General features: G+C 57.7%; 18 protein-coding genes. 4 read left to right on the top strand and 14 right to left on the bottom strand.

Going from position 1 to position 18,979, the window contains the following annotated elements:
* Nucleotides 1-14: 14 nt before the first annotated feature.
* Together sS8_RS01515 and sS8_RS27510 are read right to left on the bottom strand one after the other, a co-directional pair.
* Nucleotides 15-557 (bottom strand): hypothetical protein, encoded by a 543-nt coding sequence (locus sS8_RS01515; RefSeq protein WP_145986374.1) that lies wholly within the window; start codon nucleotides 555-557, stop codon nucleotides 15-17.
* A gap of 44 nt (nucleotides 558-601) precedes the next feature.
* Nucleotides 602-895, bottom strand: a complete 294-nt coding sequence (locus sS8_RS27510) for a hypothetical protein (protein WP_145986373.1) — start codon at nucleotides 893-895, stop codon at nucleotides 602-604.
* Nucleotides 896-1,094: 199 nt separating this feature from the next.
* Between sS8_RS27510 and thiO the strand changes: the two genes are divergently transcribed.
* Nucleotides 1,095-2,189, top strand: a complete 1,095-nt coding sequence (thiO, locus tag sS8_RS01510) for a glycine oxidase ThiO (RefSeq protein ID WP_119628108.1) — start codon at nucleotides 1,095-1,097, stop codon at nucleotides 2,187-2,189.
* Between the two features lie 135 nt (nucleotides 2,190-2,324).
* Here thiO and sS8_RS01505 read toward each other — a convergent pair whose 3' ends face one another.
* From sS8_RS01505 to sS8_RS01480, 6 genes are all read right to left on the bottom strand, one after another.
* A complete protein-coding gene (locus sS8_RS01505) occupies nucleotides 2,325-2,570 on the bottom strand; it encodes a formate dehydrogenase subunit delta (protein WP_119632562.1) in 246 nt (81 codons plus the stop codon).
* Nucleotides 2,571-2,614: 44 nt separating this feature from the next.
* Nucleotides 2,615-3,445 (bottom strand): formate dehydrogenase accessory sulfurtransferase FdhD, encoded by an 831-nt coding sequence (fdhD, locus tag sS8_RS01500; RefSeq protein WP_119628107.1) that lies wholly within the window; start codon nucleotides 3,443-3,445, stop codon nucleotides 2,615-2,617.
* Nucleotides 3,446-3,454: 9 nt separating this feature from the next.
* Nucleotides 3,455-6,301 (bottom strand): formate dehydrogenase subunit alpha, encoded by a 2,847-nt coding sequence (gene fdhF, locus sS8_RS01495; RefSeq protein WP_119628106.1) that lies wholly within the window; start codon nucleotides 6,299-6,301, stop codon nucleotides 3,455-3,457.
* Between the two features lie 77 nt (nucleotides 6,302-6,378).
* A complete protein-coding gene (locus sS8_RS01490) occupies nucleotides 6,379-7,929 on the bottom strand; it encodes a formate dehydrogenase beta subunit (protein ID WP_119628105.1) in 1,551 nt (516 codons plus the stop codon).
* Nucleotides 7,926-8,405, bottom strand: coding sequence for a formate dehydrogenase subunit gamma (locus tag sS8_RS01485; protein WP_119628104.1), 480 nt, complete (start codon nucleotides 8,403-8,405; stop codon nucleotides 7,926-7,928). Before sS8_RS01485 ends, sS8_RS01490 begins: the two co-directional genes overlap by 4 nt.
* 387 nt (nucleotides 8,406-8,792) lie before the next feature.
* Nucleotides 8,793-10,145: a hypothetical protein gene (locus sS8_RS01480; RefSeq protein WP_145986372.1), complete on the bottom strand. Its 1,353-nt coding sequence runs from the start codon at nucleotides 10,143-10,145 to the stop codon at nucleotides 8,793-8,795.
* Nucleotides 10,146-10,240: 95 nt separating this feature from the next.
* On the opposite strand from sS8_RS01480, the gene trmB reads away from it, so the two are divergent.
* A complete protein-coding gene (gene trmB / locus sS8_RS01475) occupies nucleotides 10,241-11,131 on the top strand; it encodes a tRNA (guanosine(46)-N7)-methyltransferase TrmB (protein WP_331852276.1) in 891 nt (296 codons plus the stop codon).
* Here the strand turns inward: trmB and sS8_RS01470 are convergent.
* The 5 genes from sS8_RS01470 to sS8_RS01450 all read right to left on the bottom strand — a co-directional run bounded on the left by sS8_RS01470 (nucleotide 11,128) and on the right by sS8_RS01450 (nucleotide 15,710).
* A complete protein-coding gene (locus tag sS8_RS01470; protein WP_119628101.1) occupies nucleotides 11,128-13,113 on the bottom strand; it encodes a dynamin family protein in 1,986 nt (661 codons plus the stop codon). The genes trmB and sS8_RS01470 overlap by 4 nt on opposite strands.
* Before the next feature lie 80 nt (nucleotides 13,114-13,193).
* The gene (locus sS8_RS01465) at nucleotides 13,194-13,493 is read right to left on the bottom strand and encodes a DUF167 family protein (RefSeq protein ID WP_119628100.1); all 300 of its coding nucleotides are present in this window, start codon (nucleotides 13,491-13,493) and stop codon (nucleotides 13,194-13,196) included.
* A gap of 1 nt (nucleotide 13,494) precedes the next feature.
* Nucleotides 13,495-14,070, bottom strand: a complete 576-nt coding sequence (locus tag sS8_RS01460) for a YggT family protein (protein ID WP_119628099.1) — start codon at nucleotides 14,068-14,070, stop codon at nucleotides 13,495-13,497.
* 2 nt (nucleotides 14,071-14,072) lie between these two features.
* Nucleotides 14,073-14,897: a pyrroline-5-carboxylate reductase gene (gene proC, locus sS8_RS01455; protein ID WP_119628098.1), complete on the bottom strand. Its 825-nt coding sequence runs from the start codon at nucleotides 14,895-14,897 to the stop codon at nucleotides 14,073-14,075.
* 87 nt (nucleotides 14,898-14,984) lie between these two features.
* On the bottom strand, nucleotides 14,985-15,710 hold the full coding sequence (locus sS8_RS01450; protein ID WP_119628097.1) for a YggS family pyridoxal phosphate-dependent enzyme: 726 nt from the start codon (nucleotides 15,708-15,710) through the stop codon (nucleotides 14,985-14,987).
* An 88-nt stretch (nucleotides 15,711-15,798) separates the two neighbouring features.
* Here sS8_RS01450 and sS8_RS01445 point away from each other — a divergent pair, with 88 nt between their 5' ends.
* Together sS8_RS01445 and sS8_RS01440 are read left to right on the top strand one after the other, a co-directional pair.
* Entirely contained in the window at nucleotides 15,799-16,833 is a 1,035-nt protein-coding gene (locus sS8_RS01445) for a type IV pilus twitching motility protein PilT (RefSeq protein ID WP_119628096.1), read from the top strand.
* A 17-nt stretch (nucleotides 16,834-16,850) separates the two neighbouring features.
* The gene (locus tag sS8_RS01440; RefSeq protein ID WP_119628095.1) at nucleotides 16,851-17,972 is read left to right on the top strand and encodes a PilT/PilU family type 4a pilus ATPase; all 1,122 of its coding nucleotides are present in this window, start codon (nucleotides 16,851-16,853) and stop codon (nucleotides 17,970-17,972) included.
* Between the two features lie 96 nt (nucleotides 17,973-18,068).
* Here the strand turns inward: sS8_RS01440 and miaA are convergent, their stop codons facing one another.
* Nucleotides 18,069-18,977: a tRNA (adenosine(37)-N6)-dimethylallyltransferase MiaA gene (gene miaA / locus sS8_RS01435; RefSeq protein WP_232020694.1), complete on the bottom strand. Its 909-nt coding sequence runs from the start codon at nucleotides 18,975-18,977 to the stop codon at nucleotides 18,069-18,071.
* Nucleotides 18,978-18,979: the final 2 nt, after the last annotated feature.

Below are 18,979 nucleotides of genomic sequence, written 5' to 3'. Positions count from 1 at the left end.
GAAGAAGCGGGCTGTTACGGTATTTCGGGCGTGAGTTCGTTCGGCGAAAACAACTCCTGCTCTGCAGTCGCCTTGTTATCGATGGGAATCGCCGTCGCTCGGCCCGAGTCAGACCGTAATTCGGGCAAAGCGTCGTCGGACATGCCCGGCGCAGTCGGCAGGATTTGCTCTTCAGGTCCTATGAGTTCCGGAGATTCCGGGGCTGCATCGTCATCCTCCCATGCCTCCATGGTATCCAGCTTGTCTTCGAACGTGGAACCGGTATCGAGCGAAACCAGGCACTTTTCCGGTAAGGCCAGCTTGTGCTCCGCTTCGGTAAACTCGATTCTTAGAATCCCTTTCAACGACCGCGCCCCCGCGGCCAAGTACTGCTTCTTGACGGAATAATCCAGTAATGCGGAATCCATCAGTTCGCCCACGGTGAATTCCAAAGGCGCTGAAATGGCGTCATCCGTGCCGCCCTGCGAGAAGTAGGTATGCAGCGTCAGTTTGTCGCCGGTAGGAACTCCGACGCCGCTGCCGGTAGCGAAAAATCCCTGCAACTTGGTGCGCGCCATGATCTTTCCATTGATACCGGGGGGAAATTCATGCTCGAATCTGATCACCACTTCCTGTTTCGCCGGCGGCTTGGCAACAAAAGTTGCATTCGCGATACTGATAGAATTCTGCCGTGATGAGTTGTAGCAAATTCTCGGAATTTGGCCCGGCTTGTCCGCCTCGATTCTGACGCCTCGATTCTGACGCCGCGATAGTCGCCGGAGATATTGACGCAGCTTTCCCCGAATGCTTGCGGTTCAAGCCGGGTACCCTGGATATCGACTACCAGCCCGGATGAAACACCCGGAAAGAAAGAAAGTAAAATAAACGAGGCGGAAAAACTTTTGTTCCAAAGCATCGATGTTCCTCTAGTCAATTTCATTTCCCCCGCCAAAGCCCGGCACTACGCCGACATGACGCGGGGAAGTCGGTGGACCGAAATATAGCAAGCTTCGCATGCATGTCTCCAGCGAATTACATATTGAACGGCCCGATATCCGGGCGCCGCACCAAACAAATACGTCAAGAACGACTTTCGACCCACCGGGTATTCAAGTATGACGGACATCATCATCATCGGCGGTGGAGTCATCGGACTGATGACCGCGCGCGAACTTATGAAGGCCGGGGCACGAGTCCTCATCCTGGAAAGGCAATTGATCGGGCGGGAATCCTCTTGGGCTGGCGGCGGCATACTCAGTCCGCTTTATCCCTGGCGAGCCGCGGAACCGATTGTGCAGCTCTGGCTTCGGAGCCATGCTGAATATTCCGAGCTGACCGAATCCCTGCGACACAGCACCGGAATTGATCCGGAATGGCGAAAAAGCGGGTTACTGATTGCCGATTGTGATGACGAACATCGCGCCGAAACTTGGTGCGAAAGCTGCGGAATCGCCTATGAACGGCCTGATCTCTCAAGCCTCCATGAACTGGAACCGTCGATTCAGCTTATGCCCGGCGCGCCCATCTTTCTGCCCGAGATCGCCCAAGTCAGAAACCCGCGGCTGCTCCGCGCATTGCAGTCCGAATTACTGGCAGCCGGTGCGCAGATTTCGGAACACCGCTCGGTCAGCGAGATTGCCGTGGACGGGACCAGGATCACCCGCGTCGAGTGCGGGGGCGAAACGTACTCCGCGGACCAATATGTCATTACTGCGGGAGCCTGGTCGGGAGCCATGAGTGACCGCTTCTTTTCCCTGCCGCGACCGGGCGTGGAACCGGTGAAAGGACAAATGATCATTTTTTCGGCTCGGCCCGGACTGCTCGGGCACATGGTCCTTAACCGGGATCACTACCTGATACCGCGGAAAGACGGGAAAATTTTAGCGGGCAGCACGCTCGAGCATGTCGGCTTCGACAAGAGCGTAACCGAATCCGCGCGTTCCGAGCTCCTGGAGTTCGCCTATGGCACACTCCCGGCACTCCGCACCTGCTCCATCGAAAAACACTGGGCGGGACTACGGCCCGGCTCGCCCACGGGCATTCCCTATATCGGCCGGCACCCGGAAATCCAGAATCTACTTTTCAATTGCGGCCACTTCCGTAACGGTTTCGCCATGGCTCCGGCTTCAGCCCGGCTTCTGGCCGACCTGGTCCTCGGCCGCTCCACTCAGGTTTCTCCGGAGCCCTATGCTCTGACTTCTGCGCATTAAGGAAGCCCGGAAATTGAGCCGTTCGCTAGGGAAGAGGGTTAGGCGGCGGAGACGGCGTCCAAACCGTTGACGCCGACAAGGGGAAAAATCGGAGCTTCCCGAGCCGATCCGCCGATGCCTTGAACTCGGCGCGCCTCAGCCGTCGCCCGATTCGCGTAGTGCAACGGTTTCATTCGCGAGTTCAGCTAAAGCCGCCTGCGGAAGCTCATTGAGGCCAATTCCGCCTTCTTGAAGGTGTGCAATGATGGCCTTGCGCATTCGTGGGTCCCAGAACCGCCTGATATGATCGGCGATTCCGTGTATCGCGGCGGATCTGTCCGGCTCCGCATTGAAAAAATTGCCAATGTCATTGGCCATTTTTACCAAATTCTCGATATTCATGATTTTCTTGCTGGAAAGAACGAAAGCTCTGCGGAATGGATGCTTCAAGCCTGACCGTGCAGCAAGCGCTGTGGATTCGCGTAAACCACGTGGTTCTCCCCTCGGGCGAAACCGACCAGCGTGACACCCGTGTCTTCGGCCAAGCGCACCGCAAGACCGGTGGGGGCCGAAATTGCAGCCAGGAACCCGATGCCGACGGAAGCGCATTTTTGAACCATCTCGTAGCTGGCGCGACTGGTGACAAGCACAAAGCCGGTAGCGAAATCGATATCTCGCCTCGCCAACCCGCCGATCAGCTTGTCCAACGCATTATGCCGGCCTATATCTTCCCTGACCGATCGTATACCCTGCCCCGGTACTGCCCACGCCGCCGCATGTACCGCCCCGGTGATACGGTTGAGTCTTTGATGGTCCGACAGCTCGCCCAGCGCCCGTTCCAGCTCCTGCGACGAGACTTCCACTCCCCGCCCTACGGGAGCCGGCCTGCGCATTGCCTGCTGCAGAGTGCGCGCACCGCACAGACCGCAACCGGTCCGCCCGGCGAGATTGCGCCCTTTTTCCGCAGCATTCGCGCAACGCGCCTCGGGTATGCGAAGGCGAACTTCGATCCCCTCGGCGCGGCGGTAAATCCGAACCGACTCCACCTCGCGCGGCGATGCGACGATATTTTCGGTCAGGCTGAAGCCCAGAGCGAAATCCTCCAGGTCGAGCGGGGTCGCCAGCATCACCACGTGCGGTTCGCCGTTATACATCAGGGCAATTGGCGCCTCCTCGGCAATACAATCTTCCTGATTGGCATGCTCGTCGCCACGCCAGCGCTCGACCGCACTGACTTGGTAACTCGGCCAGCCCATCTCGGACGCAAGAACGCCCATACCGCATCCTCAGCCGGTAGTGACCGAACGCTGTTCCAGTAGCGCCAATTGCTCTTCCGAGAACTGCCGGTACCGGCGCTGCCATTCCGACGGCTCGGTAACCTTGGTAACCTGCACCGCGGTTACCTTATATTCCGGACAATTTGTCGCCCAATCTGAATTGTCTGTGGTAATCACATTCGCGCCTGATTCCGGGAAATGAAAAGTAGTGTACACCACGCCCGGCTGAACCCTTTCGGTGAGAGTAGCCCTGAGAACAGTCTCCCCGGAGCGGCTCTTGACACCCACCCAATCTCCTTCCCCGATGCCACGCTGTTCCGCATCGTGCGGATGGATTTCCAAACGATCCTCGGAATGCCAGACCGAATTCATGGTACGCCGGGTCTGCGCACCTACATTGTACTGGGACAGGATGCGGCCCGTGGTCAGGATCAGCGGATAGCGGCTGCTGGTCCGCTCCTGGGTCGGCACGTATTCGGTCAGCATGAAACGTCCTTTGCCGCGCACGAACTGCTCGATGTGCATGGTCGGCGTACCGTTGGGCGCGGTCTCGTTGCACGGCCATTGCACGCTGCCGAGTTCGTCGAGCTTTGCAAAGCTGACGCCGGTAAAAGTCGGCACCAGTCGTGCGATCTCGTCCATGATCTCGGACGGATGCGAATACGTCATCGGGTAACCCAAGGCGTTCGAAAGCATCTGGGTCACTTCCCAGTCCTCGTAGCGGGCCAGCGGCGGCATGACCTTCCGTACCGGTGAAATACGACGCTCGGCATTCGTAAAAGTGCCGTCCTTTTCCAGGAAGGATGCGCCCGGCAGAAACACATGGGCGAATTTGGCGGTTTCGTTCAGAAACAGGTCCTGCACTACGACGCATTCCATCGCTTGCAGAGCGGCATGAACATGCTGGGTGTCGGGATCGGACTGCGCGATATCCTCACCTTCGCAGTAAAGCCCCTTAAAGCTGCCGTCCAGCGCGGCGCCGAACATGTTCGGAATACGCAGCCCGGGTTCCGACTCCAGGGTGACGCCCCAGGCGGATTCGAACTGGGCACGGGTTTCGAAATCGGAGACGTGGCGATAACCCGGAAACTCGTGCGGGAACGACCCCATGTCACAGGATCCCTGGACATTGTTCTGTCCACGCAAGGGATTTACGCCGACGCCCTCCCGGCCAATGTTGCCGGTGGCCATCGCCAGGTTGGCGATGCCGATAACGGTTGTGGAACCCTGGCTGTGTTCGGTGACGCCAAGGCCGTAGTAAATCGCGGCATTGCCGCCGGTGGCATAAAGCCTCGCTGCCGCCCTCACCGTCGCCGCCGGTACGCCGGTGACCGATTCCGTGGCTTCTGGCGAGTTGCGCTCCTCGCTGACGAAGGACTTCCACTTCTCGTATGAGGCTGGTTCGCAGCGTTCCATGGCGAAAGCATCGTTCGCCAGCCCCTCGGTAACAACCGCGTGAGCCAAGGCATTGATCAAGGCGACGTTAGTGCCAGGACGCAATTTCAAATGATAATCCGCTTTCACGTGCGCGGATTTCACCAGATCGATATCTCGGGGATCGGCCACGATCAGCTTGGCGCCTTCACGGATGCGGCGTTTCATCATCGAGCCGAACACCGGATGGCCATCGGTGGGGTTGGCGCCGACTACCATGATGACGTCGGCCTTCCTGACCGAATCGAAGGTTTGGGTGCCGGCGGACTCGCCCAAGGTCTGCTTGAGACCGTAGCCGGTAGGCGAATGGCACACTCTCGCGCAAGTGTCTACATTATTGTTGCCGAAAGCCGCGCGCACCAGCTTTTGCACCAGGAAGGTCTCTTCATTGGTGCAGCGGCTGGAGGTGAGCGCACCCACCGAATAGCGCCCATACTTGGACTGTATGCGCTTGAATTCGGAGGCGGCATGACTAATCGCTTCTTCCCAGGACACAACCTGCCAGGGATCGTGAATACTCTTCCGAATCATCGGAGTCGTAATTCGGTCCTTGTGCGTAGCATAACCGAAAGCGAACCGGCCCTTGACGCAGGAGTGGCCGTGGTTGGCGTGGCCATCTTTGTTCGGCACCATGCGCACCACTTCGGACCCCTTCATCTCCGCCTTGAACGAGCAGCCCACACCACAATAAGCGCAGGTCGTCACGGTGCTGTGCTCCGGCTGCCCCTTCTCGATGACGGACTTTTCCATCAGCGTCGCAGTCGGGCAGGCTTGCACGCATGCGCCGCACGAAACGCACTCGGACTCCATGAACGCCTGGTCCTGGCCGGGTGAAACTGTCGAGTCGAAGCCCCGGCCGTCCAGGGTTAAGGCGAAGGTGCCCTGCACTTCCTCGCAGGCGCGCACGCAGCGCGAGCACACGATACATTTGGAAGGATCGAAGGCGAAATAGGGATTGCTGGTGTCCTTTTCCGCTTTGAGATGGTTCTCGCCCTCGTAGCCGTAGCGAACTTCCCGAAGACCGACGGCGCCGGCCATATCCTGCAATTCGCAATTGCCGTTGGCGGAACAGGTTAGGCAATCCAACGGATGATCGGAGATATACAACTCCATCACACCGCGACGAACTTTGGCCAGTCGCTCGTTCTGGGTACAAACCTTCATGCCTTCCGCCACGGGCGTGGTGCAGGAAGCGGGCAGTCCGCGTCCGCCCTCGATCTGCACCAGGCATAGACGGCAGGAACCGAATGGTTCCAGGCTATCGGTGGCACACAGTTTCGGGATCTGGATGCCGATACTGGCCGCGGCTCTAAGAACCGAGGTACCCTCCGGTACGGTTACGCTGAAGCCGTCGATTTCCAGCGTGACCAGCTTGTCGGACTGGCTTGGAGGTGTGCCGAAATCGTTATCACGTAGTGCCATGGGATAACTCCTGAATCGTAGTCGTTGGCGCGATTTTCGCACCGCAAAGCTCCGGTGCGCCGAGCGCACCGTACCGTCTAGGCAACTTTTTCTGCCGCTGAGACGCCGAAATCCTCGGGAAAATGGTTGAGGGCGCTCAACACCGGGTAAGGCGTCATGCCACCCAGCGCACAGAGCGATCCGTTCAGCAGGGTGTCTGAAAGATCCCGCAGGAGCACCAGGTTTTTCTCCCGGTCAATTCCGCTCATGATCTTGTCGATCACTTCCACGCCGCGGGTCGATCCGATGCGGCAGGGCGTACACTTGCCGCAGGATTCGACGGCACAGAACTCCATCCCGTAGCGGGCCATTCGGGCCATGTCTACGGTGTCGTCGAAAGCTACCACGCCACCGTGACCGAGCACCGCCCAAATAGCGGAAAACGCTTCGTAGTCCAGCGGCGTATCGAACCGGGATTCCGGCAGGTAGGCGCCCAAGGGGCCTCCGACCTGAACGGCGCGAATCGGCCGTCCGCTGGCGGAGCCGCCGCCATAGTCGTACAGGATTTCCCGCAATGTCACGCCGAAAGCTTTCTCGATCAATCCCGGATACTTGATATTGCCCGCCAACTGAATCGGCAACGTGCCGCGCGAGCGCCCCATGCCGTAATCGCGATAGTATTCACCGCCTTTGTCCAGGATGATCGGCACCGAAGCCAGCGAAATGACGTTATTGATGACGGTCGGCTGTCCGAACAGCCCTTCGATGGCCGGCAGCGGCGGTTTGAACCGAACCAGGCCCCGCTTGCCTTCGAGACTCTCGAGAAGAGAGGTCTCCTCGCCGCATACATACGCGCCGGCACCCAAGCGCACTTCGAGATCGAAGCGCTTGCCGCTGCCGAGAATGTCTTTACCCAAGTAGCCGGACCGATATGCCGCCTCGATCGCTTCGGTCAGAGCGCGATGGGCGTGCGGATATTCGACGCGCAGATAGATGTAGCCCTGGGCCGCACCCACCGCGAGTCCGGCGATGGTCATGCCTTCGATCAGAACGAAGGGATCGCCCTCCATGATCATCCGATCGGAGAAAGTACCCGAGTCACCCTCATCGGCATTGCAGACGATGTATTTGATATCAGAAGGCGTATTCAACACCGTACGCCATTTGATGCCGGTCGGAAAAGCCGCGCCGCCCCGCCCGCGCAGGCCCGAGTTGGTGACCTCGTCGACGATGGCCGAGGGCGCCATATCCAGGGCACGACGCAGACCCCGGTAGCCCTCGTAAGTCAGGTAGTCTTCCAGGCTGACGGGATCGGTAGCACCTACACGGGCAAAGGTCAGTCTCTCCTGATTTTTGAAATAGGGGATTTCATCGGTCGGCCCAAGGCGCAGCGGATGGGAGCCGCCCTGAAGGAAATCCGCCTCGAACAAGGAAGGTACATCACGGACCCGCACCGGACCGTAGGCGATACGGCCGCGATCGGTAGCCACTTCCACGAGCGGCTCCAGCCAATACATGCCACGGGAACCGTTACGAACGAGATTGCAATGGATATTCCGCTTGGCCGCTTCGGCCCGCAGCGCGGCTGCAACCTGCTCCGCGCCGAGGGACAGCGCGCCGGAGTCTCTGGAAATGTAAACTGTCGTCATTGAGCATCAACCTGCATATTCTCGATTATGTCGTCGAACGAATCGGCCGTCACACGCCCGTAGACATCCTTTCCGATCATGATCGATGGGGAGCAGGCGCAGTTTCCGAGACAATAGACGGGCTCCAGGCTGAACGTACCGTCACCGGTCGTTTCGTGGTAATCGATATTCAACCGGTCCTTGGCATGAGATTCCAAAGCCGCGGAACCCATGGCCTGGCACGACTCGGCCCGACACAGGTAGATGGTGCGCTTGCCCGGCGGCGTACTGCGGAAGTAATGATAAAAACTGATGACGCCGTGGACTTCGGCACGGGAGAGGTTCAGTGCCCCGGCAATCAGCGGAACGCTGTCCGGCGGCACATACCCTAATGCGTCTTGGATGCCGTGCAGGATCGGCAATAAGGCGCCGGGTTTATCTTTGTTTGAACGGATAACCTCCTGCACCTGCTCCCGATCCCATTCATGTTCTGCCATTTAATCCTCGCTCGACGATGTCCGCGAATGAATGAAAGCCGAGTACAACCCCCGATTATGCATTCTTCTTTCTCCACACACGGACCGGTAAAGTAACATATGCATGATTTTGCATATTCTAGAGATTAGACATGACTTTGCAATATCTTTCTTGACTAATTTGCTAAGCTTTTAGCAGGCGTATGGGCGAAAGCCGAATGCGTTTACCAGAGGTGATGACGCGGAAGACGGTGGACGGATTGGGCGGGCTGAGTGTCCGCACAGAAAAGTGCGGACACTCAGCGTATACAGACGAGTCTGGTAGGAGGAAAAGGCGAAACATTCACCACTGTTTCCGATTCGACCGCTGTTGCCGAGCTACCCGTCGGTTTGTGAGTAGCTTCGCACCTATTCAAAGGCCAGATCGGGAATGAGGCAGCTGACACGGTCGACGCGGGAATCTGCGAATCCAGCAGGGATCTGCATGAAACTTTGAGTGGTATTGGGCTCTATGACGTCCGGTAGGACCGCTTTTAAAGGTCCGATCATTTCCAAGTCCGCCGAGTACTGAAGACAAACGACCTCGATTCTGCTGATCCGACGCTCACTACCGTTCCGAATAGAAAAGTCGAACAGCATCATTCGCTCGGAAGGCTCTACAGTCCAGCTAAAATCCGTCAGTTCGACGCCTCGCAAAACCTCGTGCTTGCTTCGGACGTACGAAACCGCCGGCGACCGCCCGGCGAACTCCACCGCCTCCTCGGACGATGGACTTTCCGGATGCGGGCTATCCACGTCCGAGTTCCGTGAAGTCGTCTTGGGAAGCACGGCATCTTCATGCGAATCCCGCGATTCAGCCTGCCGGCCAGCCTCGTTTTGCCCGACAGGTCCGTGCCGATGTTCGGCAAATCGCGTACCGAACTGCCAGGCAGCCACTGCAAGCAATATCGTCAGTATCAAGGAGCCCAGCAAATGAGCATAACGAAAGAACCATGGCTTTCGTCGTCGCCCTTCTTGCGTATCCTTCGTCAACGAAATAGCCCTCGCGCCACCACCACCGGCCTCCGCCCTCTTCTTTGGCATTACTGTTTCAACCCTGGAGCCGGCTGCTAATTTCAACTCATCTTCAGTCGGCACTATTCCGCCGGAAAGCCGAGACCCTGAGTTCTTTGCACCCGCAGACGGTTCACCGCCGCCCATCTGAGACAAACTTTCATCCAAGGTGTTCCGAAATACAAGACTGGCTTCGCCGAGATGTGCAAGCACGTCCGTGATAAATTTCTCATATAGAACCAGACGGACCTTTTGATGGACCGGAACATCGATCCGGTCGAGAACCCTGAACAACGCGTCTAGCGTCGCACTTGGACTCCAGGGAACGGGTGGCAGGGAATCGACCGTTCGGCCGACGGCAGTCGCATAAGTCTCGCTCAGCCGACGCAGATTTACTCGATGTTGGAGCTCAACGTCCTGTATCCTTCGAGCCAAATGCTCATCGTACCTGACCACCCGACGATGGCCGAATATCTGATCGGACCGGCGAGGCGGGTCACTGCCGTCCGAGTAAAATGTTTGCTTGCCGGCATCCTGCAAATCCGTAAACAACGCGAAAGAACCCAAGAGTTCCTGCGCAAGGCTTTCCGAAACGGCCTCCTGGTCGAGGTGGAGTGCAGTCCACACATCGGCGAGATGATCCTGTAACGCGAGATCGAAGCTTTCGATATTTTGGACCGTCGTCGCCAGATTCAAATCGTCCAGCATGCAGCGAAAGCGATCTTGAATGACGCGTACGAATGTCTTCCGATAAAGGTCGATTAAGCGCGAAAAGCCCATTGTTTTTTTATTGTCCGCCAGGCATGAATTACCGTTTACAATGCGCGCCCGTGACACATCCGCAGCGGAACAGGTCACGAGTTGAAGCCGGTTCCGCTAAAATAATCGGACAAATCCTTCCATTCCTTCCTATTCCTGCGGCAAGCAAACCGAAATCAAACATTCCACCCATGACAGATAGCCCGATTGAGTCCAGCGATTCCACCATCGAAATCTCGTTGCAAGCTGGAGATGCGCAACATCGCCGAATTCGCAGCTTCGCGCTCCGCCAAGGTCGTTTCACCGTTGCACAAAAGAGAGCCATGGATACTCTTTGGCCCGCCCATGGTATAGATTCCGTCGATCCGTGCGATTTTGAGGCGATTTTTGGCCGGAGCGCGCCTCTGGTCGTCGAAATCGGCTTCGGCAACGGCGAAACCCTGGCGCAACTCGCAAGTGATCAGCCACAGGTCAATTTCATCGGGATAGAAGTTCACCGCCCCGGCGTCGCGCAATTGTTGCTGCAGCTCAAAGAACGCGAACTGACCAATGTGCGGATTTTTTGCGCAGACGCGGTCGAAATCCTGACACATTGCATCGCTGACGAAAGTCTATCGGGCGTGAATCTGTTTTTTCCGGACCCGTGGCCCAAGAAGCGCCATCACAAACGCCGGCTCGTCAACCCGGACTTCCTCAATCTCCTGGCACGCAAGCTCAAATGCGGCGGTTTTTTTCACGCCGCCACGGACTGGGAAGACTACGCTCGGCACATGATGAACGTACTCGAACAGTGCGATCGGCTAGAAAATGTCGCGGGCAGGACGAAATTTTCACCTCGCCCGGCTCACCGGGCTCTGACCAAATTCGAACGCCGTGGACAAAAACTCGGCCACGGAGTTTGGGATTTGATTTTTAGCCGGCGCGCCGACCTCTAACCCACCATCGCTTCCACGGGATGAAAAGCGTCATCCTCACCGTCGGCCTCGAAGCGGACTTCATCCAGTTGCATGGCTTGCCGTATAGCCATAAGTTCGTCGTACTGTCGACGGAGAGGCTCCAATGTCTGTGTCAGCGTCGCAATTTCCTGATCCAGGGAGTAACTGGACTCGTTGATCTTGCGCAATACGTCCAGTTTGCTTTCGATCACGCGCTTATGATCCCGGATCTGGTGAATGAGCGGCGTAAGGGCCATGGCGGACCAAGTCACCACATCCTTGTAGGCATGAAGAAAAAGTTCTCGGGCGCGTGCGATGATGGTCGAGTAAAGCTTTACCACGACCATGCTCTGCTCCATCAGGGTTGACGAGGCGCTGTCTCGAAAAGCCTCGCCTTCCTTGAATAGCCGTTCCAGTTCGGCCTGATATTTCTTGAGCGAGAGCGACGGTGCCTTGAGATCGGCAAAGCCGTATTCGTCCTGGAATTTGGCATATATGCCCTTCACCAGCTTCCGCGTTTCCTCGCAATTCGATACCGATTTGACGAGCACCCCATTCAATTCTTCGAGAACTCCCGCCATGACCCCTTTCATCCCGACCGTCGTCAGACTTCCGGCCATCTGCCGCCGGGTTCGCTTGACGATTTCATCGATGAATTCGGGCGACAGCGATTCGACCAAAGCCTTGGCCTGCACGGTGAACACCCTGCGGCTGGACTGAAATTGATTTACGGTGACCAAATAGGCATTCTGCTGGTCACGGGTCTCGACCATCAATTGCTTGATCTTGTCCCGATTATTGACATCCACGTTCCGGAGATCGTTTATCTGCCGCTCGGTATCGGCTATATGAGCCTCCAGCACACCGGTCGATTCTTCGACCAAATGTCCGATTCGTTCGGTGACTGAGGCCATCAGGAGATTCTGCCTCTCATTCACCACTTTTTCGGCCAAAAACTTTTCGAAAAGATGGAGACGGCTCTTTTCCAAGAGTTCTTCGTCGCCTTTCACTTTGGCAAGCAAAGCCTGCTTGGCGGTCAAGGGAAAGATCAGGCACGTATCGACTTCCAAGGTTCTGGCCACGGAATCGATCTGGGCACGAATCGATTTTTCGATGACTTCGTCTCCGTGCAAATCCCCCCACATCGAATCGATCTTGTTCATGACTACCGCCAGATCGCTTCTCGTCTGCCGCCCTTGCCGGGAACCGCGAACATGGTTGCACCACATGTCCATATCGCTCTTGGTAACCCCCGTATCCGCGGCGACAACGAAAATCACGGCCTGGGCGCTCGGTAGCATGTGCAGGGTCAGTTCCGGTTCCGCCCCGAGTGCGTTGAGCCCGGGCGTGTCCAGAATGGCGAGCCCTTGCTTCAGCAGGTAATGCGGAAAACTGATCAAGGCGTGACGCCAGCACGGAATTTCGACGAATTCCGGTGCGACGATTTGCCCGGGATGCATATCGTCGTTATACAGACCGAGTTGCCTGGCCTCCTCCAGCGGTACGCGCTTGGTTGCGGTCAGTTCTTGAAAAGCTTCCTGCATCTGGACCGGCGATGCACAATCCAGTTCGATCTGCATCCAGCTCTGCGGGTTTCGTTTGTATTCGCTGAGCGACGTCTGGTTGAGTCGGCTCTCGATCGCCAAGAGTCGGATATAAGCCCCGCCCTCGGGATCATAAAAGATCTCGGTGGGACACATGGTGGTTCTCCCTGGAGACGACGGCAGAAGCCGGACCCCGGTGTCCGAGAAAAACAAGGCATTGATCAGCTCGGTCTTGCCTCGTGAGAATTCGGCGGCGAAGGCGAGCACGATGCGGTCCGCGCGCAAGCTGTCGAGCATGCCCAGCAGTGTTTCATTTACGGCATCGCTGTTCAATTCATATTGATCAAGCCAGGACCGATATCGCTCAACCGCCTGGCTCAGTTGCTCACGCCACTCGCCGTAGCCTCGCAGCTTGTCTTCTAAATGAATGATGCTCATCTCCGACTCTCGATCCGATCGTCTAGTGGATAAAAGTGCAATTCTTGGATAGTTGAAAAAAGTTTAGACCAATTCGAGATTCAGTCCATTTTCGAAAGGTCCGACCACCATTTCGGCCAACGTTTGGGAAAACTGATTCTGAAGCGTTTGTCCCGGCCGGTTTCGCCGGACAGCAAAACCACGTCGCGTTTGGCGACGCCGAAAACGTCCGCAAGGAACTCGGTCAAATGCTGGTTCGCCTTGCCGTCGACGGGCGGCGCCTTGATGCGGATTTTGAGTTTATCGCCATACAACCCGGCGATCTCGTCCTTGCCGGCACGAGGCTGTACATGGACGTTCAGGGTCAACACCCGCCCGTCCCAGGTATACCAATTACTCAAGTCAGTTCAGCAAAGTAGTTAGTTGCTGTAGCGGCGGCAACACCAGCATTTTGGCGAGTTGTATTCCGATCAAGGGGATCAGCGGCGAAAGATCGATACCGCCCATCGGGGGCAAAAGTCGCCGACTGGAACGCAGCAGCGGCTCGGTCAGACTGTAAAGCAGGGAAACCGCCGGATTATAGCTTCCAGGACTGACCCAGCTCAGGACTGCGCGGATGATGATGGCGAAGAAATACACGTTGAACAGCAAATCCAAGAGCTGCACCACGGCCCATAGACTTAAGGCCGCGAAGGTAATAGGTGTGCCTTGAAGGAGGAATACCAGAAAACCGCTCAGCATCTGCAGGCCCAGCATCAACACCAGCGACGCGGTGTCGACTCGACCCAAGGACGGAATGAAGCGGCGCAACAGGCGAAGCGGGGGATGCGTGATCTTGATCAGGAACTGTGAAATCGGGTTGTAGTAATCGGCTTCCACCCACTGAAATAAAAATCTCAGCAATATCGCGAATATGTAGAGGCTGAACAGCGTATCGATGAGAAAAACGGCTGGATTCACCAGAAAATCCGGAGACATCGTCAACCTCCCAGTTGCTTGGATAATTCCGCGGCACGCGCATTTGCCGCCTTCATGGCATCAAACACCAGGCTGCGAAGTCCTCCGTTCTCGAATACTTCTACGGCTCGTTCCGTTGTGCCCCCGGGCGAGGTCACCCGTTTTCTCAAATCCGCCGGACCATCTTCGGATTCGATGGCGATGCGCGCCGCCCCGAGAGCCGTTTGCTGGGTCAGAAGCCGAGCGGTGGCTTCATCCAGTCCCATTTCGGCCGCGGCGTTCTCCATCGCCTCCATGAACAGAAAAAAATAAGCCGGTCCGCTTCCGGACAGCGCCGTCACCAGATCCAGAAGTTCCTCCCTGTCCACCCACACGGCGATACCGACGGCACGGACTATCGCTTCCGCCAGACTTTTATGATCCGTGCTCACACGCTCGTTCGCGTGCAACGCGGTGGCCCCCGTCTGCACCAGCGCCGGAGTATTGGGCATACAGCGCACGATGCTCGCACCGCCGCCCAGCCAGCCGTCGATGGCGGCCTCGCGGACGCCCGCGGCGATGCTGATAATCAAGGGAGCGCGCTCCCGCACGGGAGCGGCGATATCCCGAACCACCTGCTCGAGAACCTGCGGTTTGACCGCCAGCAATACGGTCTGTGAACGCGCGACCACCGCTTTGTTGTCTTCGAAGGTCTGTACGCCGAATCGAGTGGCCAGATCATTCAGTTTGGCGGCGTCTACGTCCGAAACCGAAATATTCTCCGGCGGGTAACCGTCCGAAATGAGACCGCCGATCAGGCTGCCTGCCATATTTCCAGCCCCGATAAACCCTAAAGCTTGTTCTTTCATTTGAAATTACCTCCGAACAATCGGGAGTATTCTAAACCGAGAGACGCCCCCAAAAACGCCTCGACCGCTCGTGAGGCAACAACCGCATTAGCGGCTCGCCACACTCCCGGCATCGAAAGCCGTCGTCTCCCGACGGGGTCTGGGTCCGAACAGCGCCGTACCTACGCGTACCATGGTCGAGCCCTCCGCGACCGCCGCTTCGAGATCCTCGGACATCCCCATGGACAATGTATCCAGCCCGAATCGGCCGAGCCGCTCGGCGGCGAGTCTCAAGCTCCGAAACGATGCGCATTGTAGATCGGTTTCATCGGTCGGCGCCGGAATTGCCATAAGGCCGCGAACCCTAAGCCGCGGAAGCGCAGCGACCGCTTCGATCACGCCTTCGAGCTCCTCCGGGGCCACACCCGATTTCGTCGATTCTCCGCTGACGTTGACTTGAATGCAGATATTGAGCGGCGGCAATTCCCCCGGCCGCTGATCGCTCAGGCGCTCCGCAATCTTGAAGCGGTCGACACTGTGCACCCAGTCAAAACGAGCCGCGATCAGCTTGGTCTTGTTGGATTGGATGGGTCCGATGAAATGCCAGCCGATATCGTAATGGGCAAGCGTATCCTGCTTGGCTATGGCCTCCTGCACGTAGTTCTCCCCGAATTCGCGCTGGCCGCAATAATAGGCGGCGGCGATCGCTTCCGCCGACTGGGTCTTGCTTACGGCGATCAGGCGAACCGAGCGCGGGCCCCGGCCGGCGGCGGTCTCCGCCGCTCGAATCCGCTCGCGCACGGCGTCCAGGCGCCGTTGTATTTGACTCCTCATCGTGCTGATACGTTTGTCTATACTTGACCGGAGGGTAAGGGTATCTACCGACCGAAGCTTATACAAGAGTCACTATAGAAGAGAACCCATGGATATCGCCGAACTACTCGCTTTCTCCGTAAAGAACAACGCATCCGACTTGCACTTGTCGGCCGGGCTTCCGCCCATGATCCGGGTGGATGGCGATATACGCCGTATCAACGTGCCGGCGCTGGATCACAAGGAAGTACATGCGCTGATTTACGACATCATGAATGACAAGCAGCGACGCGATTACGAGGAGTTCCTGGAAACCGACTTTTCTTTCGAACTTCCCGGCGTCGCCCGTTTTCGCGTCAACGCGTTCAACCAGGACCGCGGCTCGGCGGCCGTATTTCGAACCATTCCGTCCAAAGTGCTGACCCTGGAGGAATTGGGCTGTCCCAAGTTCTTCCAGGAAGTCACCATGCATCCCCGCGGCCTGATTGTCGTCACGGGTCCCACCGGCTCAGGCAAATCGACCACGCTCGCCGCGATGATCGACCACGTCAATTCGAACCAATACTCCCACATTCTGACGATCGAAGACCCCATAGAGTTCGTCCATTCGAGCAAGAAATCCTTGATCAACCAGCGCGAGGTGCACCGCGACACCCTGGGTTTCAACGAAGCCTTGCGCTCGGCTCTCCGTGAAGATCCCGACGTGATTCTGGTCGGCGAAATGCGCGATCTGGAAACCATTCGTCTCGCGCTGACCGCAGCCGAAACCGGCCATCTGGTATTCGGCACCCTGCATACCAATTCCGCGGCCAAGACCATAGACCGCGTCATCGACGTTTTCCCTGCGGCCGAGAAAGGCATTATTCGTTCCATGCTGTCCGAGTCCCTGCAAGCCGTCATCTCCCAAACCCTGCTCAAGAAGACCGGGGGCGGGCGCACGGCTGCCTGGGAAATCATGGTGGGCACCCCGGCGATCCGCAATCTCATCCGCGAAGACAAGGTCGCCCAGATGTACTCGGCGATACAGACCGGGCGCAAGGACGGCATGCAAACGCTCGACCAGCATTTGCAGGAACTGGTCGAAAGAGGGGTCGTGGCGCGCAACACCGCGCGGGCCAAGGCCGTCAACAAAGCTGCTTTCTAAAACCGGAGTACAGGGCCGTGGATTTCGAATCCTTGCTCATGCTGATGACGCAAAAACGAGCGTCCGACCTCTTCATCACCACCAATAAGGAACCGTGCATGAAGATCGACGGCGTCATTCAACCGATTGCCAATGCCAAGCTCAGCAAGGAACAGGCGCGGCAAATTGTTCTCGGGGTCATGAATCAACGCCAGCGCGATGAATTCGAGAATACCAAGGAGTGCAATTTCGCGATCTCGTCGCCGGGACTGGGCCGCTTCCGGGTCAGTGCCTTCGTCCAGAGGGACACCGCCGGAATGGTGCTGAGGCGCATCGAAACCAACATTCCGACCGTGGACGATCTCAATCTGCCGCCCATCCTCAATGAACTATCGATGACCAAGCGCGGCCTGATTCTGTTCGTCGGCGCCACCGGAACCGGTAAATCCACCTCGCTGGCAGCCATGATCAAATATCGAAGCGAGAATTCGAGCGGCCATATCATCACGATCGAAGACCCGCTGGAGTATGTGCATCCGCATGCGGGCTGCATCATCACCCAGCGCGAGGTCGGCATCGATACCGAATCGTACGAGGTGGCGCTCAAGAACACCTTGCGGCAGGCGCCCGACGTGATTCTGATCGGGGAAATCCGGACTCGGGAGACGATGCAGCATGCCATCACCTTCGCCGAGACCGGCCATCTTTGCCTCAGCACGCTGCACGCCAATAACGCCAACCAGGCGCTGGACCGAATTCTCCACTTTTTCCCCGAAGACATGCACCCGCAGCTGTTCATGGACCTGTCCTTGAACCTGCGGGGAATCATCGCGCAGCAACTCATTCGCCGAGCCGACGGCACGGGACGGTATCCGGCCGTCGAAATTCTTCTGAACACCCCTCTGGCTTCCGACCTCATCCGCAAAGGCGAGGTCCATAAGCTGAAGGAACTCATGAAGCATTCGCGGGAACAAGGCATGCAAACCTTCGACCAGGCCTTGTACGGTTTATACAAAACCGGAAAGATCACTTACGAGGACGCCCTGCACGCCGCGGACTCGAAAAACGAGGTCAGGCTGATGATCAAGTTGGGCGAGGAAGGCAGTATCGAGAAATACGCGGGCCGCAACGACACCCTGTCCGTGGTGGAAGACGATTGAGAACGGCGGTCTCCAGCACGAACCAATCCCCGCTTCCGGCCGGGATGGCGTATCCCTGCACGAAGCTTCCGCTAAACGCTTCGCTTCTTTCGCCCTCTATCGCTTCATGTAAGCCGCGACATCCCGCAACACCGCGTCCGTCAAGCCCTCGTCCTCGCTGGCATAGCGCAGGGAAATCCGCTCCCGCCTCAACCAGGTGAGCTGCCGCTTGGCAAATTGGCGGGTGGCAATAATGCCGCGCTCGATCATGGTCTCGAGGTCATATTCGCCCTCCAGATAAGCCCAGACCTGCCGATAGCCGACGGCGCGAATGGAAGGCAGATCGGCGTGCAAATCGCTTCGTTCGTACAAGGCCCGGACTTCGCCGACCAATCCGAGTTCGATCATGGCCAGAAAGCGCAGACGGATGCGTTCATGCAGAGCCGCACGGCTCAGCGGCGCAAGGATGAGCTTGATCAGGTCGAAAGGCAAAGGCGGAGACCGGGTCTCGGCGCACAGTACGGACAGCGGAACCCCGGTCGCGCGGTACACTTCCAGGGCGCGCTGTATGCGCTGAGGATCGTTGGGATGTATGCGGGCCGCCGCTTCCGGGTCGACCCTGACGAGTTCCCGGTGTAATTTTCCCCAGCCGAAAAGCGCGGCTTCCTCGTCGATCTGACGCCGGATTTCGGGATCAGCCGTCGGTAGAGTCGAAAGACCATGGAACAAGGCATTGAAATACAGCATGGTGCCGCCGGCGAGTATCGGCAGCCTGCCGCGGTTCGTCGCCTCTTGCATCGCCGCAAGCGCTTCGTCCCGAAACCGGCCCGTAGAATAGGATTCGGCAGGATCGAGAATATCGATCAGATGGTGCGGAATGCCTTCCCTTTCCTCCAGCCCCGGCTTGGCCGTGCCGATGTCCATGCTTCGGTAAACCAGCGCGGAATCGACACTGATCACTTCGCCGCCCAATGCCTTGGCCAACTCGATGGCCAGCCGCGTTTTGCCCGACGCGGTCGGCCCCATCA

Source organism: Methylocaldum marinum (assembly GCF_003584645.1).
Taxonomy (GTDB): domain Bacteria; phylum Pseudomonadota; class Gammaproteobacteria; order Methylococcales; family Methylococcaceae; genus Methylocaldum; species Methylocaldum marinum.
Note: the sequence above shows the minus strand (reverse complement) of the source record. Positions and strands in the feature narration are given on the sequence as shown.

Excerpts from the sequence above, each read along its gene's own strand:
- sS8_RS01485 (WP_119628104.1), bottom strand. The coding sequence starts at position 8,405 with ATGGCAGAACATGAATGGGATCGGGAGCAGGTGCAGGAGGTTATCCGT.
- sS8_RS01470 (WP_119628101.1), bottom strand. The coding sequence starts at position 13,113 with ATGAGCATCATTCATTTAGAAGACAAGCTGCGAGGCTACGGCGAGTGG.
- sS8_RS01480 (WP_145986372.1), bottom strand. The coding sequence starts at position 10,145 with ATGCTGGACGATTTGAATCTGGCGACGACGGTCCAAAATATCGAAAGC.
- sS8_RS01450 (WP_119628097.1), bottom strand. The coding sequence starts at position 15,710 with ATGAGGAGTCAAATACAACGGCGCCTGGACGCCGTGCGCGAGCGGATT.
- fdhD (WP_119628107.1), bottom strand. The coding sequence starts at position 3,445 with ATGGGCGTTCTTGCGTCCGAGATGGGCTGGCCGAGTTACCAAGTCAGT.
- sS8_RS01445 (WP_119628096.1), top strand. The coding sequence starts at position 15,799 with ATGGATATCGCCGAACTACTCGCTTTCTCCGTAAAGAACAACGCATCC.
- fdhF (WP_119628106.1), bottom strand. The coding sequence starts at position 6,301 with ATGGCACTACGTGATAACGATTTCGGCACACCTCCAAGCCAGTCCGAC.
- sS8_RS01505 (WP_119632562.1), bottom strand. The coding sequence starts at position 2,570 with ATGAATATCGAGAATTTGGTAAAAATGGCCAATGACATTGGCAATTTT.
- sS8_RS01460 (WP_119628099.1), bottom strand. The coding sequence starts at position 14,070 with ATGTCTCCGGATTTTCTGGTGAATCCAGCCGTTTTTCTCATCGATACG.
- sS8_RS27510 (WP_145986373.1), bottom strand. The coding sequence starts at position 895 with ATGCTTTGGAACAAAAGTTTTTCCGCCTCGTTTATTTTACTTTCTTTC.
- trmB (WP_331852276.1), top strand. The coding sequence starts at position 10,241 with ATGAATTACCGTTTACAATGCGCGCCCGTGACACATCCGCAGCGGAAC.
- sS8_RS01490 (WP_119628105.1), bottom strand. The coding sequence starts at position 7,929 with ATGACGACAGTTTACATTTCCAGAGACTCCGGCGCGCTGTCCCTCGGC.
- miaA (WP_232020694.1), bottom strand. The coding sequence starts at position 18,977 with ATGGGGCCGACCGCGTCGGGCAAAACGCGGCTGGCCATCGAGTTGGCC.
- proC (WP_119628098.1), bottom strand. The coding sequence starts at position 14,897 with ATGAAAGAACAAGCTTTAGGGTTTATCGGGGCTGGAAATATGGCAGGC.
- thiO (WP_119628108.1), top strand. The coding sequence starts at position 1,095 with ATGACGGACATCATCATCATCGGCGGTGGAGTCATCGGACTGATGACC.
- sS8_RS01515 (WP_145986374.1), bottom strand. The coding sequence starts at position 557 with ATGGCGCGCACCAAGTTGCAGGGATTTTTCGCTACCGGCAGCGGCGTC.